This window comes from Klebsiella pneumoniae complex sp. WS1778 (assembly GCF_049472055.1).
Lineage (GTDB): Bacteria > Pseudomonadota > Gammaproteobacteria > Enterobacterales > Enterobacteriaceae > Klebsiella > Klebsiella quasipneumoniae.
Genome location: NZ_JBKGTJ010000003.1, coordinates 1 through 20281, shown reverse-complemented (window position 1 = coordinate 20281; position 20281 = coordinate 1). Strand labels below are relative to the sequence as shown.

Genomic DNA, 20281 nt, shown 5'->3' with positions numbered 1-20281 from the left:
ATCAACCTTATTGCACTGCAAATTGCTGACGCACTTTACGCATCAGCAGGAAGAGCCATGGCCAGAGGATACCGTTTACTACACTACTCCAGAATACTTCCGGACGGAAAGAGACGTTGATCACTAAAAACTCTGCCCAGAAAACAATGATATCCACGGCGAGGGATAACAGCATGACCACCAGCGCCTGTTGCCACAGCGCCAGGTTACGGAACAGCTGATACTTCAGCGCCACCAGATAGGCGACGATGCTTAAGGACAGCGCGCGAACGCCCAGCGTCGAGCCGCTGATGAGATCAAGAATAGCCCCCATCACGAAGCCCGTCCCCACGTTCACCCGGTGCGGCAGCGCGAGGATCCAGTACAGCAGGATCAATAATACCCAGTTGGGCCGGAAAACGCTGATGTCCGCCGGCCAGGGCATAATTTGCAGCAATAGCGCTATAAGAAACGAGAGCCAGATAACCCAGCGTCCCTGGCTACGGTAACTTGCCACTATTGCCCCCCTGCAGGCTGCGACGGCTGAGACGGCGTCAGCCCGGTGGCGGGCGCCGGCATCTGCGGCCCCATCGCATCCGGCGCAGGCAACACCTGCGGCATCATCTGCATCAGGCGTTCGTTAGCCACGCGATGAACCTCTTCCGGAGTCATCGGATTAGCGCCATTGCGATCGGCGCCCCACAGCAGCAGCAGATAGCGCAAACGCTGCAGACCGGCCGTCGGACGCGCCTGGATCACCGTGTAGGCGCGCTGGGTGTCCAGTTTCACTGAAGAGACAACCCCAACCGGGTACCCTTCCGGGAAACGGCCGCCAAGACCGGAGGTCACCAGCACATCGCCGACGCGAATATCGGTATTGGCCGGCAGATGCTCAAGCTGGAGGTCGTCGGTGCAGCCGTTACCGGCGGCAATGACGCGAATGTCGTTACGCAGGACCTGGATCGGCAACGCATGGGTGGCATCACAGATCAGCAGTACCCGGCTGGTCATTTTCGCTACCGCCACGACCTGCCCCACCACGCCTTTATCGCTGATAACCGGCTGGCCTTCGTAGACGCCGTTGACGCTGCCCTTATCGATAACCACCTGATCGCTGTAGGGGTCGTTGACCGTTGAGATGACCTGGGTCACCATTTTTTGCTCGTCCTGGCGCAGCGGCGAGCCAAGCAGTTCACGCAGGCGTGCGTTCTCCTGCTTGTACTGGCCCAGCATCAGCAGATCGCTGTTTTTCAACAACAGCTCCTGACGCAGCGCGCGGTTTTCCAGTTCGAGCTGGTCACGGGTAGCCAGCGTCTGCGATACGCTGTCGAGCAGTTCCCGGGGACCATTAGAGACAAAGTAGAAAGGGCTGACGGCTGTATCCATGTACGTTCTGATTTGACTGAACGTACCCAGGCGGCTGTCGGCGATAATCACGCCAAGCGCCACCAGCACCGCCAGAATAAGGCGAATCTGTAGCGAGGGGCCACGGCTAAAAATTGGCTTCATAGGCTATGCGTATTCTCGTGTCAGTAAAGACCTGGGGCAGCGGGTAAGCCACCCCGGACCTTCAGGCTGACTACTCTTCGCTAAACAGGTCGCCGCCGTGCATGTCGATCATTTCCAGCGCCTTGCCGCCGCCACGCGCTACGCAGGTCAGCGGATCTTCAGCAACCACGACTGGAATACCGGTTTCTTCCATTAACAGACGGTCCAGGTTGCGCAGCAGCGCACCACCGCCGGTGAGAACCATCCCGCGCTCGGAGATATCAGACGCCAGTTCCGGCGGGCACTGCTCAAGGGCAACCATGACCGCGCTCACGATGCCGGTCAGCGGCTCCTGCAGCGCTTCAAGAATTTCGTTTGAGTTCAGGGTGAAACCGCGTGGCACGCCTTCCGCCAGGTTACGGCCGCGCACTTCAATTTCACGCACTTCATCGCCCGGGTAAGCCGAACCGATTTCATGTTTGATACGCTCAGCGGTCGCTTCACCGATCAGGGAGCCGTAGTTACGACGCACGTAATTGATGACGGCTTCGTCGAAACGGTCGCCGCCGATACGCACGGAAGAAGAGTAAACCACGCCGTTCAGGGAGATAACCGCCACCTCGGTGGTACCGCCGCCGATATCCACCACCATGGAACCGGTCGCTTCAGAAACCGGCAGGCCAGCGCCGATCGCGGCCGCCATCGGTTCTTCAATCAGGAACACTTCGCGAGCGCCTGCGCCCTGCGCGGATTCACGGATAGCACGACGCTCAACCTGGGTGGCGCCAACCGGCACGCAGACCAGTACGCGCGGGCTCGGGCGCATAAAGCTGTTGCTGTGCACTTGTTTGATAAAGTGCTGCAGCATCTTTTCCGTCACGAAGAAGTCAGCGATAACGCCGTCCTTCATCGGGCGAATCGCCGCGATATTACCCGGGGTACGGCCGAGCATCTGCTTCGCTTCATGACCCACGGCGGCGACGCTTTTCGGCGATCCGGCACGATCCTGACGAATGGCCACCACGGAAGGCTCATTCAATACGATGCCTTGTCCTTTTACGTAAATAAGGGTATTCGCGGTACCCAGGTCAATGGACAGGTCATTGGAAAACATGCCACGAAATTTTTTTAACATACTAAGGGATAATCCTGAAAGCTGGGGCGGAAAACAAAATCCGCTTACTTTACCAACCACACGCAGCAGCGACAAGGCGCAAAAATCACCTGCTGCGGTGAAAATTAGTGCAGTTCATTTCCTTTGTTACAAATTTTTCCGACTCCGTTCATTGCTGAAATCTTCAGCAGCGCTCCACGCCTGAATTTGTAACCTGTCAAAGGAGGGTCACTGGCATTTACATTGCGATGATCCGGCAGGTAGACAAGCACACCCCCTTCACGATGGCGCGCGTTATTCTACGTGAAATCACGCTAAACGGCAGATCAAACCGAGTATCTTTGCGAATATTTTTTCACATTTGTGTCAAGTGGCTGTGAGGCGGCAAAAAATTCCCCCTGCCCGCCCGTGACACCGCATTGGGACAGTACCAGCCACTCGCTGCGGCTGCGTACGCCCGTCGCAAAAACTTGCATAGGCATGCCTTTACAGGCTTCCACCAGGCTTTGCACCAGCAGCTGGTTCTCGCTGCGCTTTTCGATATTGCGCGCCAGCCCCGGATGCAGTTTGATCAGCTCCGCATCCAGCTGCTTGATCCAGCTAGTTCCCACCAGGGTTAACCCTGCCTGAACCACCGCCACCCGAACGCCAAGCGCGTTAACCAACCGCATAACCGGCTGCAGACGGCCGATATATTGACAAACATCTGCCTCAGCAAGTTCAAAAATAATCCGCTGACGCTGCGATTTTTCACACTGCATCAGAGCATCACGCAGCCAGCGCTGGAATCGCGGACGGATCAGCGACTCCACCGACAGCTGGAGCGCCAGATTCTCCTCGGGCCAGAAGCCTAAAAATGGCAGCAGGCGCGTCACCTGCAGGCGGTCATACTCCTCCGCCAGGCCAAACTGCAGCACCATCGGCATATACTCGGCGGCGATCACCTCTTCCTTACCGTCGTACATCCGCGACATCAGTTCACGGTGATGCACCCGGCCATCGCGAGTGACGGCGGGTTTCTGATACAACCGCGGCCCGCCGCGGCTCAGCATCTGTTCGATCAGCGTCCGCCAGCGAACGTTGCCGCGGCCTTTCTCCGGAAGGGTATCGTCATAGACCGACCAGCTGTTGCTGCCCTGCAGCACCGCGTTGCGCGTTGCTGCTTCAGCATGTTCCATCACTTGCGCCGCCGATTGTCCACTGCGGAAAGAACAGATGCCGATATGCATCATATCGTCACGATCGAGAATGCGCGTCGGAGGCAGCGCGTCCATGGCCTTCAGCAACAGTCCAGCGATGCTATCCGCCTCTTTTAACGTGCGGTGCGGCAGCAGCACGGCGAAGTCGCTACGGTGATAGCGGGCCAGCAGCGCGCCAGGGTAACGCATAATAAAGGTAGAGAGCAGGTTGATTAGCGTGAAGTAATGTTCTTCGGCCGCCGCTCGTCCCCAGTTGTCCCGCAGCAGATCAAACTCCGGCAGACGGATCATCATCACGATGCCGTACGCCCCCACCTTCTCCTGATCTTCGAGCAGCGTGGCCAACTGATTGTCAAAAAACAGGCGATTGTTCAGCCCGGTTTTGGAATCCTGTGCCGCATAGGAGCGAATCAGCGTATCCATCCGGCTGCGCTGATCGCTGGCGAATTGCAGCTCCGACAGCAGCATATCCAGCGCGCTACTGGTGCTGGCAGGCCATTCATAGACTGACCCGCGCACCTGCGGCCCGCGCTCGCCGCTCAGGATGCGCGTGGAACGAAGCTCAAGCAGTTCCTGACCTGCCAGCTGGCGGCGTATCCAGCGGACGGCGAAGAAAATAATCACCACCATGAAGCCGATGGAGATCGACAGCGGGGCGGTGATTGACAGCGAACGGAAATAGTTCACCATCGGGTCAACGTAGACCAGATGCAGGGTGATACCGGGATGTTTCAACGACGGGACCGTGATCTCACGGAATTGCTCATGACTGCCCAGCGGGCGGTAGCTGTCGGTTCGGGAGTGGCTGTAGAGCGGTTTACCGTTAAGCATGAAATCGATATGCACGATCTCTATCGGCGTCATCAGCTCATCCAGCTGCGGCTCAAGCTTATCAAAAGAGGTGGTGATGAGCCGGTTATCCAGCATGGTCGCCACCGCCTGAACCCGGTTTTCGACCTTGTTCTCAATGCCGTTGTAAAAACTCAGCGAAGCGCCAATCAGCGTGACAAAGATGGTCAGGCTAGTTAGCAGCGTGATAAAGGCTGAGAACTTCGTCGTTAATCGCATCCCTGTGTTAACTCCGCGAGTGAATGACTGCCCGATGAACCATCAGGCTCCCGTGCCGGCGCGCGCCTTGACGCTAGCATTAACCTTTTAAAGCGCGACGCATACTATCAAAGATGGCGAGTCTGGCAATGGAATGCGTATTATCGGCGAAAGTATGCCGATAGCGAGTATAGTCGGCAGAAAAAATTTGCCAAACGCCGCCCGCCTGCGGCCTGCGCCAGAAGCGCTTTAATTTTAGACGCTGGATGGCAAACCCGCGCCAGCGGCGCACATTATTGCTAATTTTCCATCCTGCCAGCCTCCCGCCCGCTTTTTTCCCCTGCTAAAGATGCCGGGTCAGGCGCGTTAAAGGAAACGTCATGCGCCACTTTCCGATGATTCCTGGACGACCGCGCCCCAGCTTCGGCGGTGGCGAATGCGCCTAATGTGCAATTTTTCGTGACATATTCGCGATTCATCGCCGCCTCCGTCATGCTTAGGGAAACGCATGACGGAGGACACCATGAAAAGAAAAAAACTGACGGAAGCCGACGTCACGGCCGAATCCGTTTTTATGCTCCAGCGGCGCCAGGTGCTGAAAATGCTGGGCATCAGCACGACCGCCCTTTCGCTTCCCGCCGCCGCACAGGCCGACCTGCTGGACTGGTTTAAAGGCCACGACCGTCCGCCAGCCCCGGCGGGCAAGGCCCTGGACTTTGCTAAACCCGCTGAATGGCAGGCTAACCTGACGCTTACTCCGGAAGATAAAGTCTCCGGCTACAATAACTTTTATGAATTCGGCCTCGATAAAGCCGATCCGGCGGCGAACGCGGGTAGCCTGCGCACCGATCCCTGGACGTTGACCATCGGCGGTGAGGTGGCGAAGCCGCTGACCCTTGACCATGACGATCTGACCAAACGCTTCCCGCTGGAAGAGCGTATTTACCGTATGCGCTGCGTGGAAGCCTGGTCGATGGTGGTCCCCTGGGTCGGCTTCCCGCTGCATAAGCTGTTGGCGCTGGTGGAGCCCACCAGCAACGCGCGCTATGTGGCCTTCAAAACCCTCTATGCCCCGGATCAAATGCCCGGGCAGAAAGATCGGTTTATCGGCGGCGGGCTCGCTTACCCTTACGTGGAGGGGTTGCGGCTGGATGAAGCGCTGCACCCGCTGACGCTGCTCACCGTCGGGGTGTATGGCAAAGCGCTGCCGCCGCAAAACGGCGCGCCGGTCCGCCTTACCGTGCCGTGGAAGTACGGTTTCAAAGGCATTAAATCCATCGTCAGCATTGAACTGACCCGCGAGCGGCCACCGACCACCTGGAACCTCGCGGCGCCGGACGAATACGGCTTCTTCGCCAACGTCAATCCGCACGTCGATCACCCCCGCTGGTCACAGGCTAGCGAGCGGTTTATCGGTGCCGGCGGCGTGCTCGATGTGAAACGTCAACCGACGCTGCTGTTTAACGGCTATGCCGACGAGGTGGCGTCGCTGTATCGCGGCATGAATCTGCGGGAGAACTTCTAGTGCGTTTCACCGTCAAACAGATCGCCTGGTTGAAGGTTTTACTTCATCTGGCGGGGTTTTTGCCGCTGGTCTGGTTATTCTGGGCCGGGCACCAGGGCTACTTTAGCGCCGATCCGGCCAAGGATATCCAGCATTTTACCGGCAGGATGGCGCTGAAGTTTCTGCTGGCGACGCTGCTGGTCTCCCCGCTGGCGCGCTACGCGAAACAGCCATTATTGATTCGCGTTCGCCGCCTGTTAGGTTTATGGTGTTTCGCCTGGGCGACCCTGCACCTGACCAGCTATACCCTGCTGGAGCTGGGCATTAACAATCTGGCGCTGCTGGGCTCGGAGATTATCAACCGCCCCTATCTGACGTTAGGCATGGTCAGTTGGGCGATCCTGCTGGCGCTGGCGGCGACGTCGACGCAGGCGATGCAGCGAAAACTGGGCCGCCGTTGGCAACTTTTACACAACTTCGTCTATCTGGTGGCGATCCTCGCGCCGATTCACTACCTGTGGTCAGTGAAGATCCTCTCACCGCAGCCCATCATTTATGCCCTGCTGGCAGTCGCGCTCCTGGCATGGCGTTACAAGAAGTTTCGCCAGTGGTGGCGCTGAATCCGGTAATGTGCAGTTTCCCGCAGATCCTTTATCAACCGCGACTCTTTTTAAGATAGCGGTTGATAATCTTCCCTGATAAGACCAGTATTTAGCTGCCAATTGCTACGAAATCGTTATAATGTGCGACTTTGGCTTTCCTGACAGGGTTTTCTGACCCTGAAAAGGTGACAAGGGCGCATTGAAGGTATATGTTGTTTTTTACCCGAAAATGGCAGGAGATCGCCACACGATGGCAGACAAGTTTCACATTTTGCTTTTGAATGGTCCAAACATTAACATGCTCGGTACCCGCGAGCCAGAGAAGTATGGATCTCTCACGCTGGCTGAGATTGTTAACCATTTAACATCTGAAGCAGCGGCGCTGAATGTGAGCCTGGATCACCTGCAGTCCAACGCGGAGCATGCGTTAATCGACCGAATTCATCAGGCTAAAGACAACGTGGACTATATCCTGATTAATCCGGCCGCGTTCACGCATACCAGCGTAGCAATCCGTGACGCGTTGCTTGCCGTGAACATCCCGTTTATCGAGATTCACCTGAGCAATGTGCATGCACGCGAACCCTTCCGCCAGCATTCGTATCTGTCAGATATCGCCGCTGGCGTTATCTGCGGACTGGGGGCGGACGGCTATTCATACGCTTTACAGACGGCGGTAAAACGCCTGTCACAATCACACTAAACAAAGAGTACGGAACCCACTCATGGATATTCGTAAGATTAAAAAACTGATCGAGCTGGTTGAAGAATCAGGTATCTCCGAACTGGAAATTTCTGAAGGCGAAGAGTCTGTTCGCATCAGCCGCTCTGCACCGGCCGCAAGCTATCCGGTTATGCAGCAGGCTTATGCTGCGCCGATGATGCAGCCTCAGGCACCTGCCGCCGCGGCTGCCGCGCCAGCTGCAGCAGCAGAAGCGCCGGCAAAAGCGGAAATCAGTGGTCACATCGTACGTTCCCCGATGGTTGGTACTTTCTATCGTACGCCAAGCCCGGACGCGAAAGCGTTTGTGGAAGTTGGCCAGAAAGTTAACGTGGGCGACACCCTGTGCATCGTCGAAGCGATGAAAATGATGAACCAGATCGAAGCCGACAAAGCCGGCGTGGTGAAAGCCATTCTGATCGAAAGCGGCCAACCGGTAGAATTCGACGAGCCGCTGGTAGTTATCGAGTAACGAGGCGAACATGCTGGATAAAATTGTCATCGCTAACCGTGGCGAGATCGCACTGCGCATCCTGCGTGCCTGTAAAGAACTAGGCATCAAGACCGTTGCTGTGCATTCCACCGCGGATCGCGATCTAAAACACGTATTGTTAGCGGATGAGACGGTCTGCATCGGTCCGGCTCCGTCCGTAAAAAGCTATCTGAACATCCCGGCTATCATCAGCGCCGCTGAGATCACCGGCGCGGTAGCAATTCACCCGGGGTATGGCTTCCTCTCTGAGAACGCCAACTTTGCTGAGCAGGTTGAGCGCTCCGGCTTTATCTTCATCGGCCCGAAAGCCGACACCATCCGCCTGATGGGCGACAAAGTGTCCGCGATCACCGCCATGAAAAAAGCCGGCGTCCCGACCGTACCCGGTTCTGACGGCCCGCTGACCGACGACATGGACGCTAACCGCGCCCATGCCAAACGCATCGGCTATCCGGTGATCATCAAGGCCTCCGGCGGCGGCGGCGGTCGCGGTATGCGCGTTGTGCGCAGCGACGCTGAACTGGCCCAGTCCATCTCCATGACCAAAGCGGAAGCCAAAGCGGCTTTCAACAACGACATGGTCTACATGGAGAAATACCTGGAAAACCCGCGTCACATCGAAATTCAGGTGCTGGCGGACGGTCAGGGTAACGCTATCTATCTGGCTGAACGTGACTGCTCCATGCAGCGCCGTCACCAGAAAGTGGTCGAAGAAGCGCCGGCGCCGGGCATCACCCCGGAACTGCGTCGCTACATCGGCGAGCGTTGCGCGAAAGCCTGTGTCGATATCGGCTACCGCGGGGCGGGTACCTTTGAGTTCCTGTTCGAAAACGGCGAGTTCTACTTCATTGAAATGAACACCCGTATCCAGGTAGAGCATCCGGTAACTGAAATGATCACCGGCGTTGACCTGATCAAAGAGCAGCTGCGTATCGCAGCCGGTCAGCCGCTGTCCATCAAGCAGGATGAAGTGGTGGTTCGCGGCCATGCGGTGGAATGCCGTATCAACGCCGAAGACCCGAACACCTTCCTGCCGAGCCCGGGTAAAATTACCCGTTTCCACGCGCCGGGCGGCTTTGGCGTGCGCTGGGAGTCCCATATTTACGCCGGTTACACCGTACCGCCGTACTATGACTCCATGATCGGCAAACTGATCTGCTACGGCGAAAGCCGTGACGTGGCGATTGCCCGCATGAAGAATGCGCTGCAGGAGCTGATCATCGATGGCATCAAGACCAACGTCGATCTGCAGATGCGCATTATGAGCGACGAGAACTTCCAGCATGGTGGCACCAACATCCACTATCTGGAGAAAAAACTCGGCTTGCAGGAAAAATAATTCTGCACTCTCAGCAAAAGGCCGGATTTTCCGGCCTTTTTTCTTTTTCTCTCTCCTCATCTATACCATGCGGTACAATCCCCGCTTTCTTCATCCTCAAGGGACAAAAAATGGACAAACGCTTTGTTCAGGCCCACAAAGAAGCGCGCTGGGCGCTGTGGCTGACCCTTCTCTATCTTGCCGCCTGGCTGGCCGCCGCCTATCTGCCGGGGGTGGCTATCGGTTTTACCGGCCTGCCCCACTGGTTTGAAATGGCCTGCCTGCTGGTTCCGCTGCTGTTTATTCTGCTGTGCTGGGCGATGGTCAAACTGGTTTTTCGCGACATTCCTCTGGAGGACGATGATGCAGTTTGAGGTCATTATTCCCCTGATCGCCTATCTGGTGGTGGTGTTCGGCTTATCCCTTTACGCCATGCGAAAACGAGCCTCAGGAAGCTTTCTGAATGAGTACTTTCTCGGCAGCCGCTCGATGGGCGGCTTCGTGCTGGCCATGACGCTAACCGCCACCTATATCAGCGCCAGCTCATTTATCGGCGGACCCGGCGCCGCCTATAAATACGGCCTGGGCTGGGTGCTGCTGGCAATGATCCAGCTTCCCGCCATCTGGCTGTCGCTGGGCGTACTGGGAAAAAAATTCGCCATTCTTGCGCGCCGTTACAACGCCGTCACCCTCAATGACATGCTGTTTGCGCGCTACCAGAGTCGTCTGCTGGTCTGGCTGGCCAGCCTGAGTCTGCTGGTAGCCTTCGTTGGCGCCATGACCGTCCAGTTTATCGGCGGTGCCCGCCTGCTGGAGACGGCTGCGGGTATTCCCTACGATACCGGTCTGCTGATCTTCGGCATCAGCATCGCGCTGTATACCGCTTATGGCGGCTTTCGCGCCAGCGTGCTCAACGACACCATGCAGGGCATGGTGATGCTGATCGGCACGATCGTGCTGCTGGTGGGGGTGATCCACGCCGCCGGCGGGATTGGCCATGCGGTAGAGACCCTGCAGTCGATCGATGTCAAGCTGGTGTCCCCTCAGGGGGCGGAAGATATCCTCTCGCCAACCTTTATGGCCTCGTTTTGGGTGCTGGTCTGCTTCGGCGTGATAGGCCTCCCGCATACCGCCGTGCGCTGTATCTCCTACAAAGACAGCAAAGCCGTGCATCGCGGCATCATTATCGGCACCATCGTGGTGGCGATCCTGATGTTTGGCATGCACCTGGCCGGCGCGTTAGGTCGGGCGGTGATCCCTGACCTCACCGTACCGGATCTGGTGATCCCGACGCTGATGGTCAAAGTGCTCCCGCCCTTTGCGGCAGGGATCTTTCTGGCCGCGCCGATGGCGGCGATTATGTCGACGATCAATGCCCAACTTCTGCAAAGTTCCGCTACGATCATCAAGGATCTGTATCTGAATTGGCGTCCGGATCAGGCGACTAACGAAAAGCGGCTAAAACGCATGTCCGCCGGCATTACGCTCCTGTTGGGTGTCCTGCTGCTGCTCGCGGCCTGGCGACCGCCAGAGATGATTATCTGGCTGAACCTGCTGGCCTTCGGCGGCCTGGAAGCCGTCTTTCTGTGGCCGCTGGTGCTGGGCCTGTATTGGGAACGTGCCAACGCGGCTGGCGCGCTGAGCGCGATGATCGTGGGTGGTGTACTGTATGCGGTACTTGCCACGCTGAAAGTGCAGTTTCTCGGCTTCCATCCGATCGTTCCCGCGCTGCTGCTGAGTTTACTGGCGTTTGTGGCAGGGAATCGTTTCGGCCGTCCCGCACCACAGCCACCTATTTTGACTACTGATAAATAAAGAGTTTTGCTATGCCATGGATCCAACTGAAACTAAATACCACCGGCGCGAACGCTGAAGATCTTAGCGATGCGCTGATGGAGGCCGGATCGGTCTCGATCACCTTCCAGGATACGCACGATACGCCGGTATTTGAGCCGTTACCCGGGGAAACCCGGCTGTGGGGCGACACCGACGTGATCGGCCTGTTCGATGCCGAAACCGATATGAAAGCGGTCGTTGCCCAACTGGAGCAGCACCCGCTGCTGGGCGCCGGATTCGCGCATAAGATCGAGCAGCTGGAAGATAAAGACTGGGAGCGGGAATGGATGGATAACTTCCATCCGATGCGCTTCGGTGAGCGGCTGTGGATCTGCCCGAGCTGGCGCGACGTTCCGGATGAAAATGCCGTCAACGTGATGCTCGATCCGGGTCTGGCCTTCGGTACCGGCACGCACCCGACGACATCCCTGTGCCTGCAGTGGCTCGATGGACTCGACCTCAACGGAAAAACGGTCATTGATTTCGGCTGCGGTTCCGGCATCCTGGCGATTGCCGCGCTGAAGCTGGGAGCCGCAAAAGCGATCGGCATTGATATCGACCCGCAGGCTATTCAGGCCAGCCGCGATAACGCGCAGCGTAACGGCGTCTCTGAGCGTCTGGAGCTCTATCTTCCTCAGGACCAGCCCGAGTCGATGAAAGCCGACGTCGTGGTCGCCAATATCCTGGCTGGCCCGTTACGTGAGCTGGCGCCGTTAATCAGCGTCCTGCCTGTTTCAGGCGGTTTGCTGGGGCTTTCCGGCATCCTTGCCAGCCAGGCGGAGAGCGTCTGTGAAGCCTACGCCGATATCTTCACACTTGACCCGGTGGTCGAGAAAGAGGAGTGGTGCCGGATCACCGGCCGGAAAAACTAAGTGCAATGCGGCCTGTGGGCCGCATTTTTGTTTCCAGTAGCCACCAAATAATGCCAGGAAATGAGAGGCAGATCGCACTACAGAGCACTTTTTTGACTATAAAAACAGCGTTTTATATCGCCTGGTAGCGAGTTTGTCTAAGAAAAATCGAGAAGTTTTATGATTTTATAAATGGACACAAATTATCCATCAGCCATTAAATCAATGATTAATATAAGTATTTATTCATCCCTTTTACGTTAGTCCCGGATTCATTGATCTGCAACAGAGGATTGCTCAAAGTTTGGCCTTTCATCTCGTGCAAAAAATGCGTAATATACGCCGCCTTGCAGTCACAGTATGGTCATTTCTTAACTCATGCGCATCGGACACCACCAGCTCAGAAATCGCCTGATCGCAGCGCCCATGGCTGGCATTACTGACAGACCATTCCGGACGCTGTGCTACGAGATGGGAGCGGGTTTAACCGTTTCCGAGATGATGTCCTCTAACCCACAGGTGTGGGAGAGCGACAAGTCCCGTTTACGGATGGTGCATATTGATGAGCCCGGTATTCGTACCGTGCAAATCGCCGGTAGCGTGCCGGAAGAGATGGCTGCCGCCGCGCGGATTAACGTGGAAAGCGGCGCCCAGATTATTGATATCAATATGGGATGCCCGGCGAAAAAGGTGAATCGCAAGCTTGCAGGTTCAGCCCTCTTGCAGTACCCCGACCAGGTGAAGTCGATCCTGACGGCGGTCGTGAATGCGGTGGACGTTCCTGTGACTCTCAAGATTCGCACCGGTTGGGAACCGGAACACCGTAACTGCGTAGAGATTGCCCAACTGGCCGAAGAGTGTGGCATTCAGGCTCTGACTATTCACGGACGCACCCGCGCCTGCTTGTTTAACGGAGACGCTGAGTACGACAGTATTCGGGCAGTTAAGCAGAAAGTTTCCATTCCGATTATCGCGAATGGCGACATTACTGACCCGCTTAAAGCCAGAGCTGTGCTCGACTATACAGGGGCTGATGCCCTGATGATAGGCCGTGCAGCTCAGGGAAGACCCTGGATCTTTCGGGAAATCCAGCATTATCTGGACACTGGAGAGCTGCTGCCCCCGCTGCCGCTGGCAGAGGTCAAGCGCTTGCTTTGTGCGCACGTTCGGGAATTGCATGACTTTTATGGTCAGGCAAAAGGGTACCGAATCGCGCGTAAACACGTCTCCTGGTATCTTCAGGAACATGCTCCAGATGACCAGTTTCGGCGCACATTCAACGCCATTGAGGATGCCAGCGAACAGCTGGAGGCGTTGGAGGCATACTTCGAAAATTTTGCGTAATAGAAATAAAGAGCTGACAGAACTATGTTCGAACAACGCGTAAATTCTGACGTACTGACCGTTTCTACCGTTAACTCTCAGGATCAGGTAACTCAAAAGCCCCTGCGTGACTCGGTTAAACAGGCACTGAAGAACTATTTTGCTCAACTGAACGGTCAGGATGTGAATGACCTGTATGAGCTGGTACTGGCTGAAGTTGAACAGCCCCTGTTGGACATGGTGATGCAATACACCCGTGGTAACCAGACCCGCGCTGCCCTGATGATGGGCATCAACCGCGGTACGCTGCGTAAAAAACTGAAAAAATACGGCATGAACTGATACTAGTCAGTTGCTTGCTTGATATAAAAGGCGCTCTTCGGCATGGGGAAGCGCCTTTTTTATTACCTGCGACAGCGGGACACATCACTGATTCACCGCCCGCAGTACCGGCGCCTCCGATACATGAGCAGCACAGACTACCGCCATAACATTATCCACCAGCGCAGGCGCCTGCTGATAAAGATCGAAGCGTTGCGGATCGAGCAGCCAGTTTTTAATCAGCCCGGAAAAGGCGCTGTGTAAAACAATTAATATCACTTCAATATTTGTTTCGGCTGGCAATATATTGTTACGCACACAGCGCTGAAGCATGCCGCCAATCAGCGAATAATTAAAACCAATGCGCTGGCGAATTTCGTTTTCCGAAAGCATATCATTGGCAAACTCGCAGCGCTGATAAAGAATTTGCATCAGCGCGCGCTGGCGAGGATTCGCAGCAATATAGCGGAGCCCGGTAATAAACCGCTCGCGCAATGCATTTAACGGCTCCTGTTCATTCTCTGTTACGAGGCTATGCTGAATCAAATCCCTGAGCGGTGGCTGCTGCTGCCACATTTCATTAAACAGCTCAGTCTTACTGGCAAAATGCCAGTATACGGCGCCGCGGGTCACTCCCGCCGCATCAGCAATATCCGTCAGGGTTGTGTTGGTCACCCCCCGCAGGGCGAACTGCTGGATCGCGGACTCAATCAGGAGCTGCCGCGTGCGTAGCGCCTCTTCTTTCGTTTTTCTAGCCATACAAGCCCCTTCCCGTCAGACAGGTTATTCAGGATTTTCTGAAGATCGCTTAACCTAACATTTGTCATGGAATATTTTTTAGCAAAAATGCAGACAAGTTAATTCTGAAGCTGCCGCCAAATAAATCACCCAAAATAATATTAATAAATAACCCATTCACTGAATTGATGTCTATTTATTAAGTTTTACAATTGAGGTAAATAGCAAAAAAATCCTGCGCGCTTTTTTGTTTTTGCGTGCCTTGCTGATTGCTCAAAAATAAGTATCCCTTACATCCAGCGGCGTTTATTTGTAGGATGGCAAACTGCTTTTTAATTCCCTCTTTCTTTCAAAGATTCGCCGCCGAATTTGGCACGTAATCTATAAGGAACCGCCATGACAACTCACGCCAGAGTGACACTTTTATCCGGTTTAATTATCTCGGCCTTATTGCTTACCGGCTGCGATAATTCGGACAACCCGCAACCCCATGCCCAGGCGCCGCAGGTGACGGTCCATGTCGTGAACAGCGCGCCGCTGTCGGTCACCACCGAACTGCCAGGCCGAACTTCAGCTTTTCGCGTGGCGGAAGTCCGCCCTCAGGTAAGCGGAATCATCCTGAAGCGTAACTTTGTTGAAGGAAGCGATGTCGAAGCAGGCCAGTCGCTCTATCAGATCGATCCGGCAACCTACCAGGCGGCGTGGAACAGCGCCAAGGGCGATGAGGCTAAAGCCGAAGCCGCAGCCGCCATCGCCCACTTAACGGTGAAACGCTACGTTCCGCTGCTGGGCACCAAGTATATCAGTCAGCAGGAATACGATCAGGCGGTGGCCACCGCCCGCCAGGCCGACGCTGACGTCATCGCCACCAAAGCCTCCGTGGAAAGTGCCCGCATCAACCTGGCCTACACCAAAGTGACCTCTCCCATTAGCGGACGCATCGGTAAATCGAGCGTCACCGAGGGAGCGTTGGTCACCAACGGTCAGTCGGATGCCCTGGCTACCGTCCAGCAGCTCGATCCGATCTACGTCGACGTGACGGAATCCAGCAATGACTTCATGCGCCTTAAGCAGGAAAGCCTGCAACGCGGCGGCGACACCAAAAGCGTTGAGCTGGTGATGGAGAACGGTCAGGCCTATCCGCTTAAGGGTTCGCTGCAGTTCTCCGACGTGACTGTCGATGAAAGTACAGGTTCAATTACCCTGCGCGCTATCTTCCCTAACCCACAGCATGTCCTGCTGCCGGGAATGTTCGTTCGCGCCCGCATCGATGAAGGCACCGATCCGCAGGCCATCCTGGTGCCGCAGCAGGGGGTGACCCGTACGCCGCGGGGCGATGCCTCCGTCATGCTGGTGAATGACAAAAACCAGGTTGAAACCCGTCAGGTGGTAGCTTCCCAGGCCGTGGGCGATAAGTGGCTTATCACCAGCGGGCTGAAGTCGGGCGATAAGGTGATTATCAGCGGCTTACAGAAAGTCCGTCCAGGCGTCACCGTTAAAGCAGAAGCGGAGCGTGCGGCACCGGTCGCACAATAAGGATACCCAGCCATGTCTAAGTTTTTTATCCATCGACCAGTCTTTGCCTGGGTGCTGGCGATCATCATGATGATTGCCGGAGGTCTGGCCATTCTGCAGTTGCCGATAGCGCAGTATCCGACGATAGCGCCCCCTGCGGTGGCGATCTCCGCTACCTATCCTGGTGCGGATGCCCAGACCGTGCAGGACACGGTCACTCAGGTTATTGAGCAGAACATGAACGGTATCGACAACCTGATGTATATGTCGTCGACCAGCGATTCCGCCGGCTCAGTAACCATCACGCTTACCTTTAAGTCCGGCACCGATCCGGATATCGCCCAGGTGCAGGTGCAAAACAAACTGCAGCTGGCCACCCCGCTGCTGCCTCAGGAAGTCCAGCAGCAGGGAATTAGCGTAGAAAAGTCCAGCAGCAGCTTCCTGCTGGTGGCCGGCTTTATCTCTGATAACCCGGTCACTACCCAGGACGATATTTCCGACTATGTCGCCTCTAATGTTAAAGATCCCATCAGCCGCCTCAACGGTGTGGGCGATGTCCAGCTGTTTGGCGCACAGTACGCCATGCGCATCTGGCTGGATGGCAACCTGCTGAACAAATACAACCTGACGCCAGTGGATGTCATTAATGCGCTGCAGGTTCAGAACGATCAGATCGCCGCCGGCCAGCTGGGCGGTACGCCAGCGCTAAAAGGCCAGCAGCTCAATGCGTCGATCATTGCCCAGACGCGGCTTAAAGATCCGCAGGAGTTTGGCAAGGTCACGCTGCGGGTCAATGCCGATGGCTCTGTCGTCCATCTGAAAGATGTCGCCCGCATTGAGCTGGGCGGAGAGAACTACAACGTCGTCGCCAGAATTAACGGTAAGCCCGCCTCTGGTCTGGGTATTAAGCTTGCGACCGGCGCCAACGCGCTGGATACCGCCACGGCGATTAAAGCGAAGCTGGCCGAACTGCAGCCTTACTTCCCCCAGGGAATGAAGGTGGTCTATCCGTACGATACGACCCCTTTCGTTAAAATCTCTATTCACGAAGTGGTCAAAACGCTATTTGAAGCGATTATTCTCGTCTTCCTTGTCATGTATCTGTTCCTGCAGAACATGCGCGCAACGCTCATTCCGACCATTGCCGTGCCCGTCGTGCTGTTGGGCACCTTCGCCGTACTGTCGATGTTTGGCTACTCCATCAACACCCTGACGATGTTTGGCATGGTGCTGGCGATAGGTCTGCTGGTCGATGACGCTATCGTCGTAGTGGAAAACGTTGAGCGCGTGATGGTTGAGGAAAAACTCTCGCCAAAAGAAGCGACGGAAAAGTCGATGTCGCAGATCCAGGGGGCGCTGGTGGGTATCGCCATGGTGCTCTCTGCGGTATTCGTGCCGATGGCCTTCTTCGGCGGTTCCACCGGCGCGATTTATCGCCAGTTTTCGATCACCATCGTTTCCGCCATGGCGCTCTCCGTGCTGGTTGCCCTGGTCCTGACGCCAGCGCTCTGCGCCACGTTGTTAAAGCCGTCCTCGGTCGAACACCATGAGAAAAAAGGCTTCTTCGGCTGGTTTAACGCCCGCTTTGACCAGAGCGTTAACCACTACACCAACAGCGTCAGCGGTATTTTGCGTGGAACCGGCCGTTACCTGGTGATCTATCTGCTGATCGTCGTGGGAATGGCCGTGCTGTTTATGCGTCTCCCGACATCCTTTCTACCCGATGAAGACCAGGGGGTCTTCCTGACCATGATCCAGCTGCCCTCCGGCGCCACCCAGGAGCGGACACAGAAAGTGCTGGATACCGTGACCGACTACTATCTGCATAACGAGAAGGCTAACGTCGACAGCGTCTTTACCGTGAACGGCTTCAGCTTCAGCGGCCAGGGGCAAAACTCCGGCATGGCGTTTGTCAGCCTGAAACCCTGGGAAGCGCGCAGCGGTGATGAAAACAGCGTGGAGTCCATCATCAAGCGAGCCACCGTGGCCTTCAGCCAGATCAAGGACGCCATGGTTTTCCCGTTCAACATGCCTGCCATTATTGAGCTGGGTACCGCCACCGGCTTCGACTTTGAGCTGATCGACCAGGGCGGGCTAGGTCATACCGCCCTGACGCAGGCGCGCAATCAACTGCTGGGCATGGTGAAACAGCATCCGGATCAGCTGGTGCGGGTACGGCCTAATGGGCTGGAAGATACGCCGCAGTTCAAACTGGATGTCGACCAGGAAAAAGCGCAGGCGCTGGGCGTATCGCTCTCCGATATCAATGAAACGATATCAGCCGCGCTGGGCGGGTACTACGTCAATGACTTTATTGACCGTGGTCGCGTCAAGAAAGTGTACGTCCAGGCTGATGCCCATTTCCGTATGCTGCCGAGCGACATTAACAATATGTATGTTCGTAGCGCCAATGGCGAAATGGTCCCGTTCTCCGCCTTCGTCACTTCGCGCTGGATTTATGGCTCGCCGCGTCTGGAACGCTACAACGGTTTACCCTCCATGGAAATCCTCGGTGAAGCCTCGCCGGGTAAAAGTACCGGGGAAGCCATGGCGCTGATGGAAGCGCTGGCCAGTAAGCTGCCGAGCGGCATTGGTTACGACTGGACCGGGATGTCTTACCAGGAACGCCTTTCCGGCAACCAGGCTCCCGCGCTTTATGCCATCTCGCTGATTGTCGTCTTCCTGTGCCTGGCGGCGCTGTATGAGAGCTGGTCGATTCCATTCTCAGTCATGTTAGTGGTTCCGCTGGGGGTGATCGGCGCGCTGTTAGCCGCCACGCTGCGTGGGCTGAATAATGACGTGTACTTTCAGGTAGGCCTTCTGACCACGATCGGTTTGTCGGCGAAGAACGCGATCCTGATCGTCGAATTCGCCAAGGATCTGATGGAGAAAGAGGGGAAAGGGATCATTGAAGCAACCCTGGAGGCATCGCGGATGCGCCTGCGACCCATTCTGATGACCTCTCTGGCTTTTATTCTCGGAGTCATGCCGCTGGTGATTAGCCATGGTGCCGGCAGCGGGGCGCAGAATGCGGTAGGTACCGGCGTCATGGGCGGGATGCTAACCGCGACACTGCTGGCGATCTTCTTTGTTCCGGTCTTCTTTGTGGTCGTCAGACGACGTTTTACCCGGCACGCTGAATAACCCGGCCTGGTTTTAAAGGCGCCCCCTGCGGGCGCTTTTTTTTCGCCAGGCATATTAGCAACCCGCTCAGCTTCCCGCTATCTGACAACCTCTATCGCGTGCGGCAGCGCGGGGAGACGATCTTTCTCTCCATCTTTTCTGCATATTCCCCTGCTTATCTTCACGATATTTACGTGGCTCATATATTGAGATGATTTCGGCATCCGGGCCGGACAATCCGCGGTGATAAAATAAGCCATTCCGTTCTGCACTGGCTTTCAGTACAACCCTGCGGATTATCCAGAGGTAATATCATGAAAAAGTATTTAATCGTGGCGCTGCTGGCCTCTCTGCTGGCAGGCTGTGCCCATGACTCTCCCTGCGTGCCGGTTTATGACTCGCAAGGCCGCTTAGTCCACACCAATACCTGTATGAAGGGCACAACAGAAGACAATTGGGACACGGCAGGCGCGATCGCCGGGGGGGCCGCCGCGGTAGCCGGCCTCACGTTAGGGATCGTTGCGTTGACCCGCTAATTCACCCCCGACCAGCAGATACTGGGGCTAGCGTCGAACCTGTATCTGCTCTTCTGCGCATCATCCACATGACAACCGGGCAAATAAACTCTCTGTCCCTTGCTGCATTACGAGCAAATCGACTTTGACGGGTTTCCCCTGGTGGCAGGACTGTTTATCAACAGATAACAGATAACACAAAAGCAGAAGGCCCAGTCTTTCGACTGGGCCTTCTGCTTTATTTGATGCCTGGCGATTCCCTACTCTCACATGGGGAGACCCCACACTACCATCGGCGCTACGACGTTTCACTTCTGAGTTCGGCATGGGGTCAGGTGGGACCGCCGCGCTATTGTCGCCAGGCAAATTCTTTACAACGTGCCGAACTTTAACCTAAAAAGTGGTGCTGATACCCAGAGTCGAACTGGGGACCTCACCCTTACCAAGGGTGCGCTCTACCAACTGAGCCATATCAGCACGCTAAATTTGATGCCTGGCAGTTCCCTACTCTCACATGGGGAGACCCCACACTACCATCGGCGCTACGGCGTTTCACTTCTGAGTTCGGCATGGGGTCAGGTGGGACCACCGCGC

General features: G+C 56.0%; 19 protein-coding genes, 1 tRNA gene and 2 rRNA genes. 13 read left to right on the top strand and 9 right to left on the bottom strand.

Annotation, left to right across the window (positions count from 1 at the left end):
• Positions 1–7 precede the first annotated feature (7 nt).
• From mreD to ACLEXF_RS14545, 5 genes are all read right to left on the bottom strand, one after another.
• Entirely contained in the window at positions 8–496 is a 489-nt protein-coding gene (gene mreD / locus ACLEXF_RS14565) for a rod shape-determining protein MreD (protein WP_002918648.1), read from the bottom strand.
• Positions 496–1488: a rod shape-determining protein MreC gene (gene mreC, locus ACLEXF_RS14560; protein WP_004206242.1), complete on the bottom strand. Its 993-nt coding sequence runs from the start codon at positions 1486–1488 to the stop codon at positions 496–498. Before mreC ends, mreD begins: the two co-directional genes overlap by 1 nt.
• Before the next feature lie 70 nt (positions 1489–1558).
• Complete coding sequence (mreB, locus tag ACLEXF_RS14555) at positions 1559–2602, bottom strand: rod shape-determining protein MreB (RefSeq protein WP_002918653.1); 1044 nt, start codon at positions 2600–2602, stop codon at positions 1559–1561.
• A gap of 305 nt (positions 2603–2907) precedes the next feature.
• Positions 2908–4848: an RNase E specificity factor CsrD gene (gene csrD, locus ACLEXF_RS14550; protein WP_004206243.1), complete on the bottom strand. Its 1941-nt coding sequence runs from the start codon at positions 4846–4848 to the stop codon at positions 2908–2910.
• A 79-nt stretch (positions 4849–4927) separates the two neighbouring features.
• Entirely contained in the window at positions 4928–5119 is a 192-nt protein-coding gene (locus ACLEXF_RS14545) for a hypothetical protein (RefSeq protein ID WP_017899936.1), read from the bottom strand.
• A gap of 231 nt (positions 5120–5350) precedes the next feature.
• On the opposite strand from ACLEXF_RS14545, the gene msrP reads away from it, so the two are divergent.
• From msrP to fis, 10 genes are all read left to right on the top strand, one after another.
• Positions 5351–6352: a protein-methionine-sulfoxide reductase catalytic subunit MsrP gene (gene msrP / locus ACLEXF_RS14540; RefSeq protein WP_423265785.1), complete on the top strand. Its 1002-nt coding sequence runs from the start codon at positions 5351–5353 to the stop codon at positions 6350–6352.
• Complete coding sequence (gene msrQ, locus ACLEXF_RS14535) at positions 6352–6951, top strand: protein-methionine-sulfoxide reductase heme-binding subunit MsrQ (protein ID WP_004206245.1); 600 nt, start codon at positions 6352–6354, stop codon at positions 6949–6951. The genes msrP and msrQ overlap by 1 nt, the downstream gene beginning before the upstream one ends.
• 232 nt (positions 6952–7183) lie before the next feature.
• The gene (gene aroQ, locus ACLEXF_RS14530; protein WP_004206246.1) at positions 7184–7636 is read left to right on the top strand and encodes a type II 3-dehydroquinate dehydratase; all 453 of its coding nucleotides are present in this window, start codon (positions 7184–7186) and stop codon (positions 7634–7636) included.
• A gap of 22 nt (positions 7637–7658) precedes the next feature.
• Positions 7659–8126, top strand: coding sequence for an acetyl-CoA carboxylase biotin carboxyl carrier protein (gene accB / locus ACLEXF_RS14525; protein WP_004206250.1), 468 nt, complete (start codon positions 7659–7661; stop codon positions 8124–8126).
• 10 nt (positions 8127–8136) lie between these two features.
• Entirely contained in the window at positions 8137–9486 is a 1350-nt protein-coding gene (gene accC / locus ACLEXF_RS14520) for an acetyl-CoA carboxylase biotin carboxylase subunit (RefSeq protein WP_004174096.1), read from the top strand.
• A gap of 110 nt (positions 9487–9596) precedes the next feature.
• A complete protein-coding gene (locus tag ACLEXF_RS14515) occupies positions 9597–9839 on the top strand; it encodes a DUF997 family protein (RefSeq protein ID WP_004206253.1) in 243 nt (80 codons plus the stop codon).
• A complete protein-coding gene (gene panF / locus ACLEXF_RS14510) occupies positions 9829–11280 on the top strand; it encodes a sodium/pantothenate symporter (RefSeq protein ID WP_004206255.1) in 1452 nt (483 codons plus the stop codon). Before ACLEXF_RS14515 ends, panF begins: the two co-directional genes overlap by 11 nt.
• 11 nt (positions 11281–11291) lie before the next feature.
• Positions 11292–12173, top strand: coding sequence for a 50S ribosomal protein L11 methyltransferase (gene prmA, locus ACLEXF_RS14505; protein WP_064178170.1), 882 nt, complete (start codon positions 11292–11294; stop codon positions 12171–12173).
• Between the two features lie 357 nt (positions 12174–12530).
• On the top strand, positions 12531–13496 hold the full coding sequence (gene dusB / locus ACLEXF_RS14500) for a tRNA dihydrouridine synthase DusB (protein WP_004144972.1): 966 nt from the start codon (positions 12531–12533) through the stop codon (positions 13494–13496).
• Positions 13497–13520: 24 nt separating this feature from the next.
• Positions 13521–13817, top strand: a complete 297-nt coding sequence (gene fis / locus ACLEXF_RS14495; RefSeq protein WP_000462905.1) for a DNA-binding transcriptional regulator Fis — start codon at positions 13521–13523, stop codon at positions 13815–13817.
• A gap of 84 nt (positions 13818–13901) precedes the next feature.
• On the opposite strand, the gene envR is transcribed toward fis, so the two are convergent.
• A complete protein-coding gene (gene envR / locus ACLEXF_RS14490; protein ID WP_004206257.1) occupies positions 13902–14555 on the bottom strand; it encodes an acrEF/envCD operon transcriptional regulator in 654 nt (217 codons plus the stop codon).
• A 375-nt stretch (positions 14556–14930) separates the two neighbouring features.
• Between envR and ACLEXF_RS14485 the strand changes: the two genes are divergently transcribed.
• From ACLEXF_RS14485 to ACLEXF_RS14475, 3 genes are all read left to right on the top strand, one after another.
• Complete coding sequence (locus tag ACLEXF_RS14485) at positions 14931–16070, top strand: efflux RND transporter periplasmic adaptor subunit (RefSeq protein ID WP_043520994.1); 1140 nt, start codon at positions 14931–14933, stop codon at positions 16068–16070.
• 12 nt (positions 16071–16082) lie between these two features.
• The gene (locus tag ACLEXF_RS14480) at positions 16083–19193 is read left to right on the top strand and encodes an efflux RND transporter permease subunit (RefSeq protein WP_004206260.1); all 3111 of its coding nucleotides are present in this window, start codon (positions 16083–16085) and stop codon (positions 19191–19193) included.
• A gap of 293 nt (positions 19194–19486) precedes the next feature.
• The gene (locus ACLEXF_RS14475; RefSeq protein ID WP_004206262.1) at positions 19487–19708 is read left to right on the top strand and encodes a membrane protein; all 222 of its coding nucleotides are present in this window, start codon (positions 19487–19489) and stop codon (positions 19706–19708) included.
• A gap of 226 nt (positions 19709–19934) precedes the next feature.
• Here ACLEXF_RS14475 and rrf (ACLEXF_RS14470) read toward each other — a convergent pair.
• From rrf (ACLEXF_RS14470) to rrf (ACLEXF_RS14460), 3 genes are all read right to left on the bottom strand, one after another.
• A 5S ribosomal RNA gene (gene rrf / locus ACLEXF_RS14470) occupies positions 19935–20050 on the bottom strand.
• 38 nt (positions 20051–20088) lie between these two features.
• Positions 20089–20164, bottom strand: a tRNA-Thr gene (locus ACLEXF_RS14465).
• A gap of 14 nt (positions 20165–20178) precedes the next feature.
• Positions 20179–20281 (bottom strand): 5S ribosomal RNA (gene rrf, locus ACLEXF_RS14460); the annotation flags it as partial.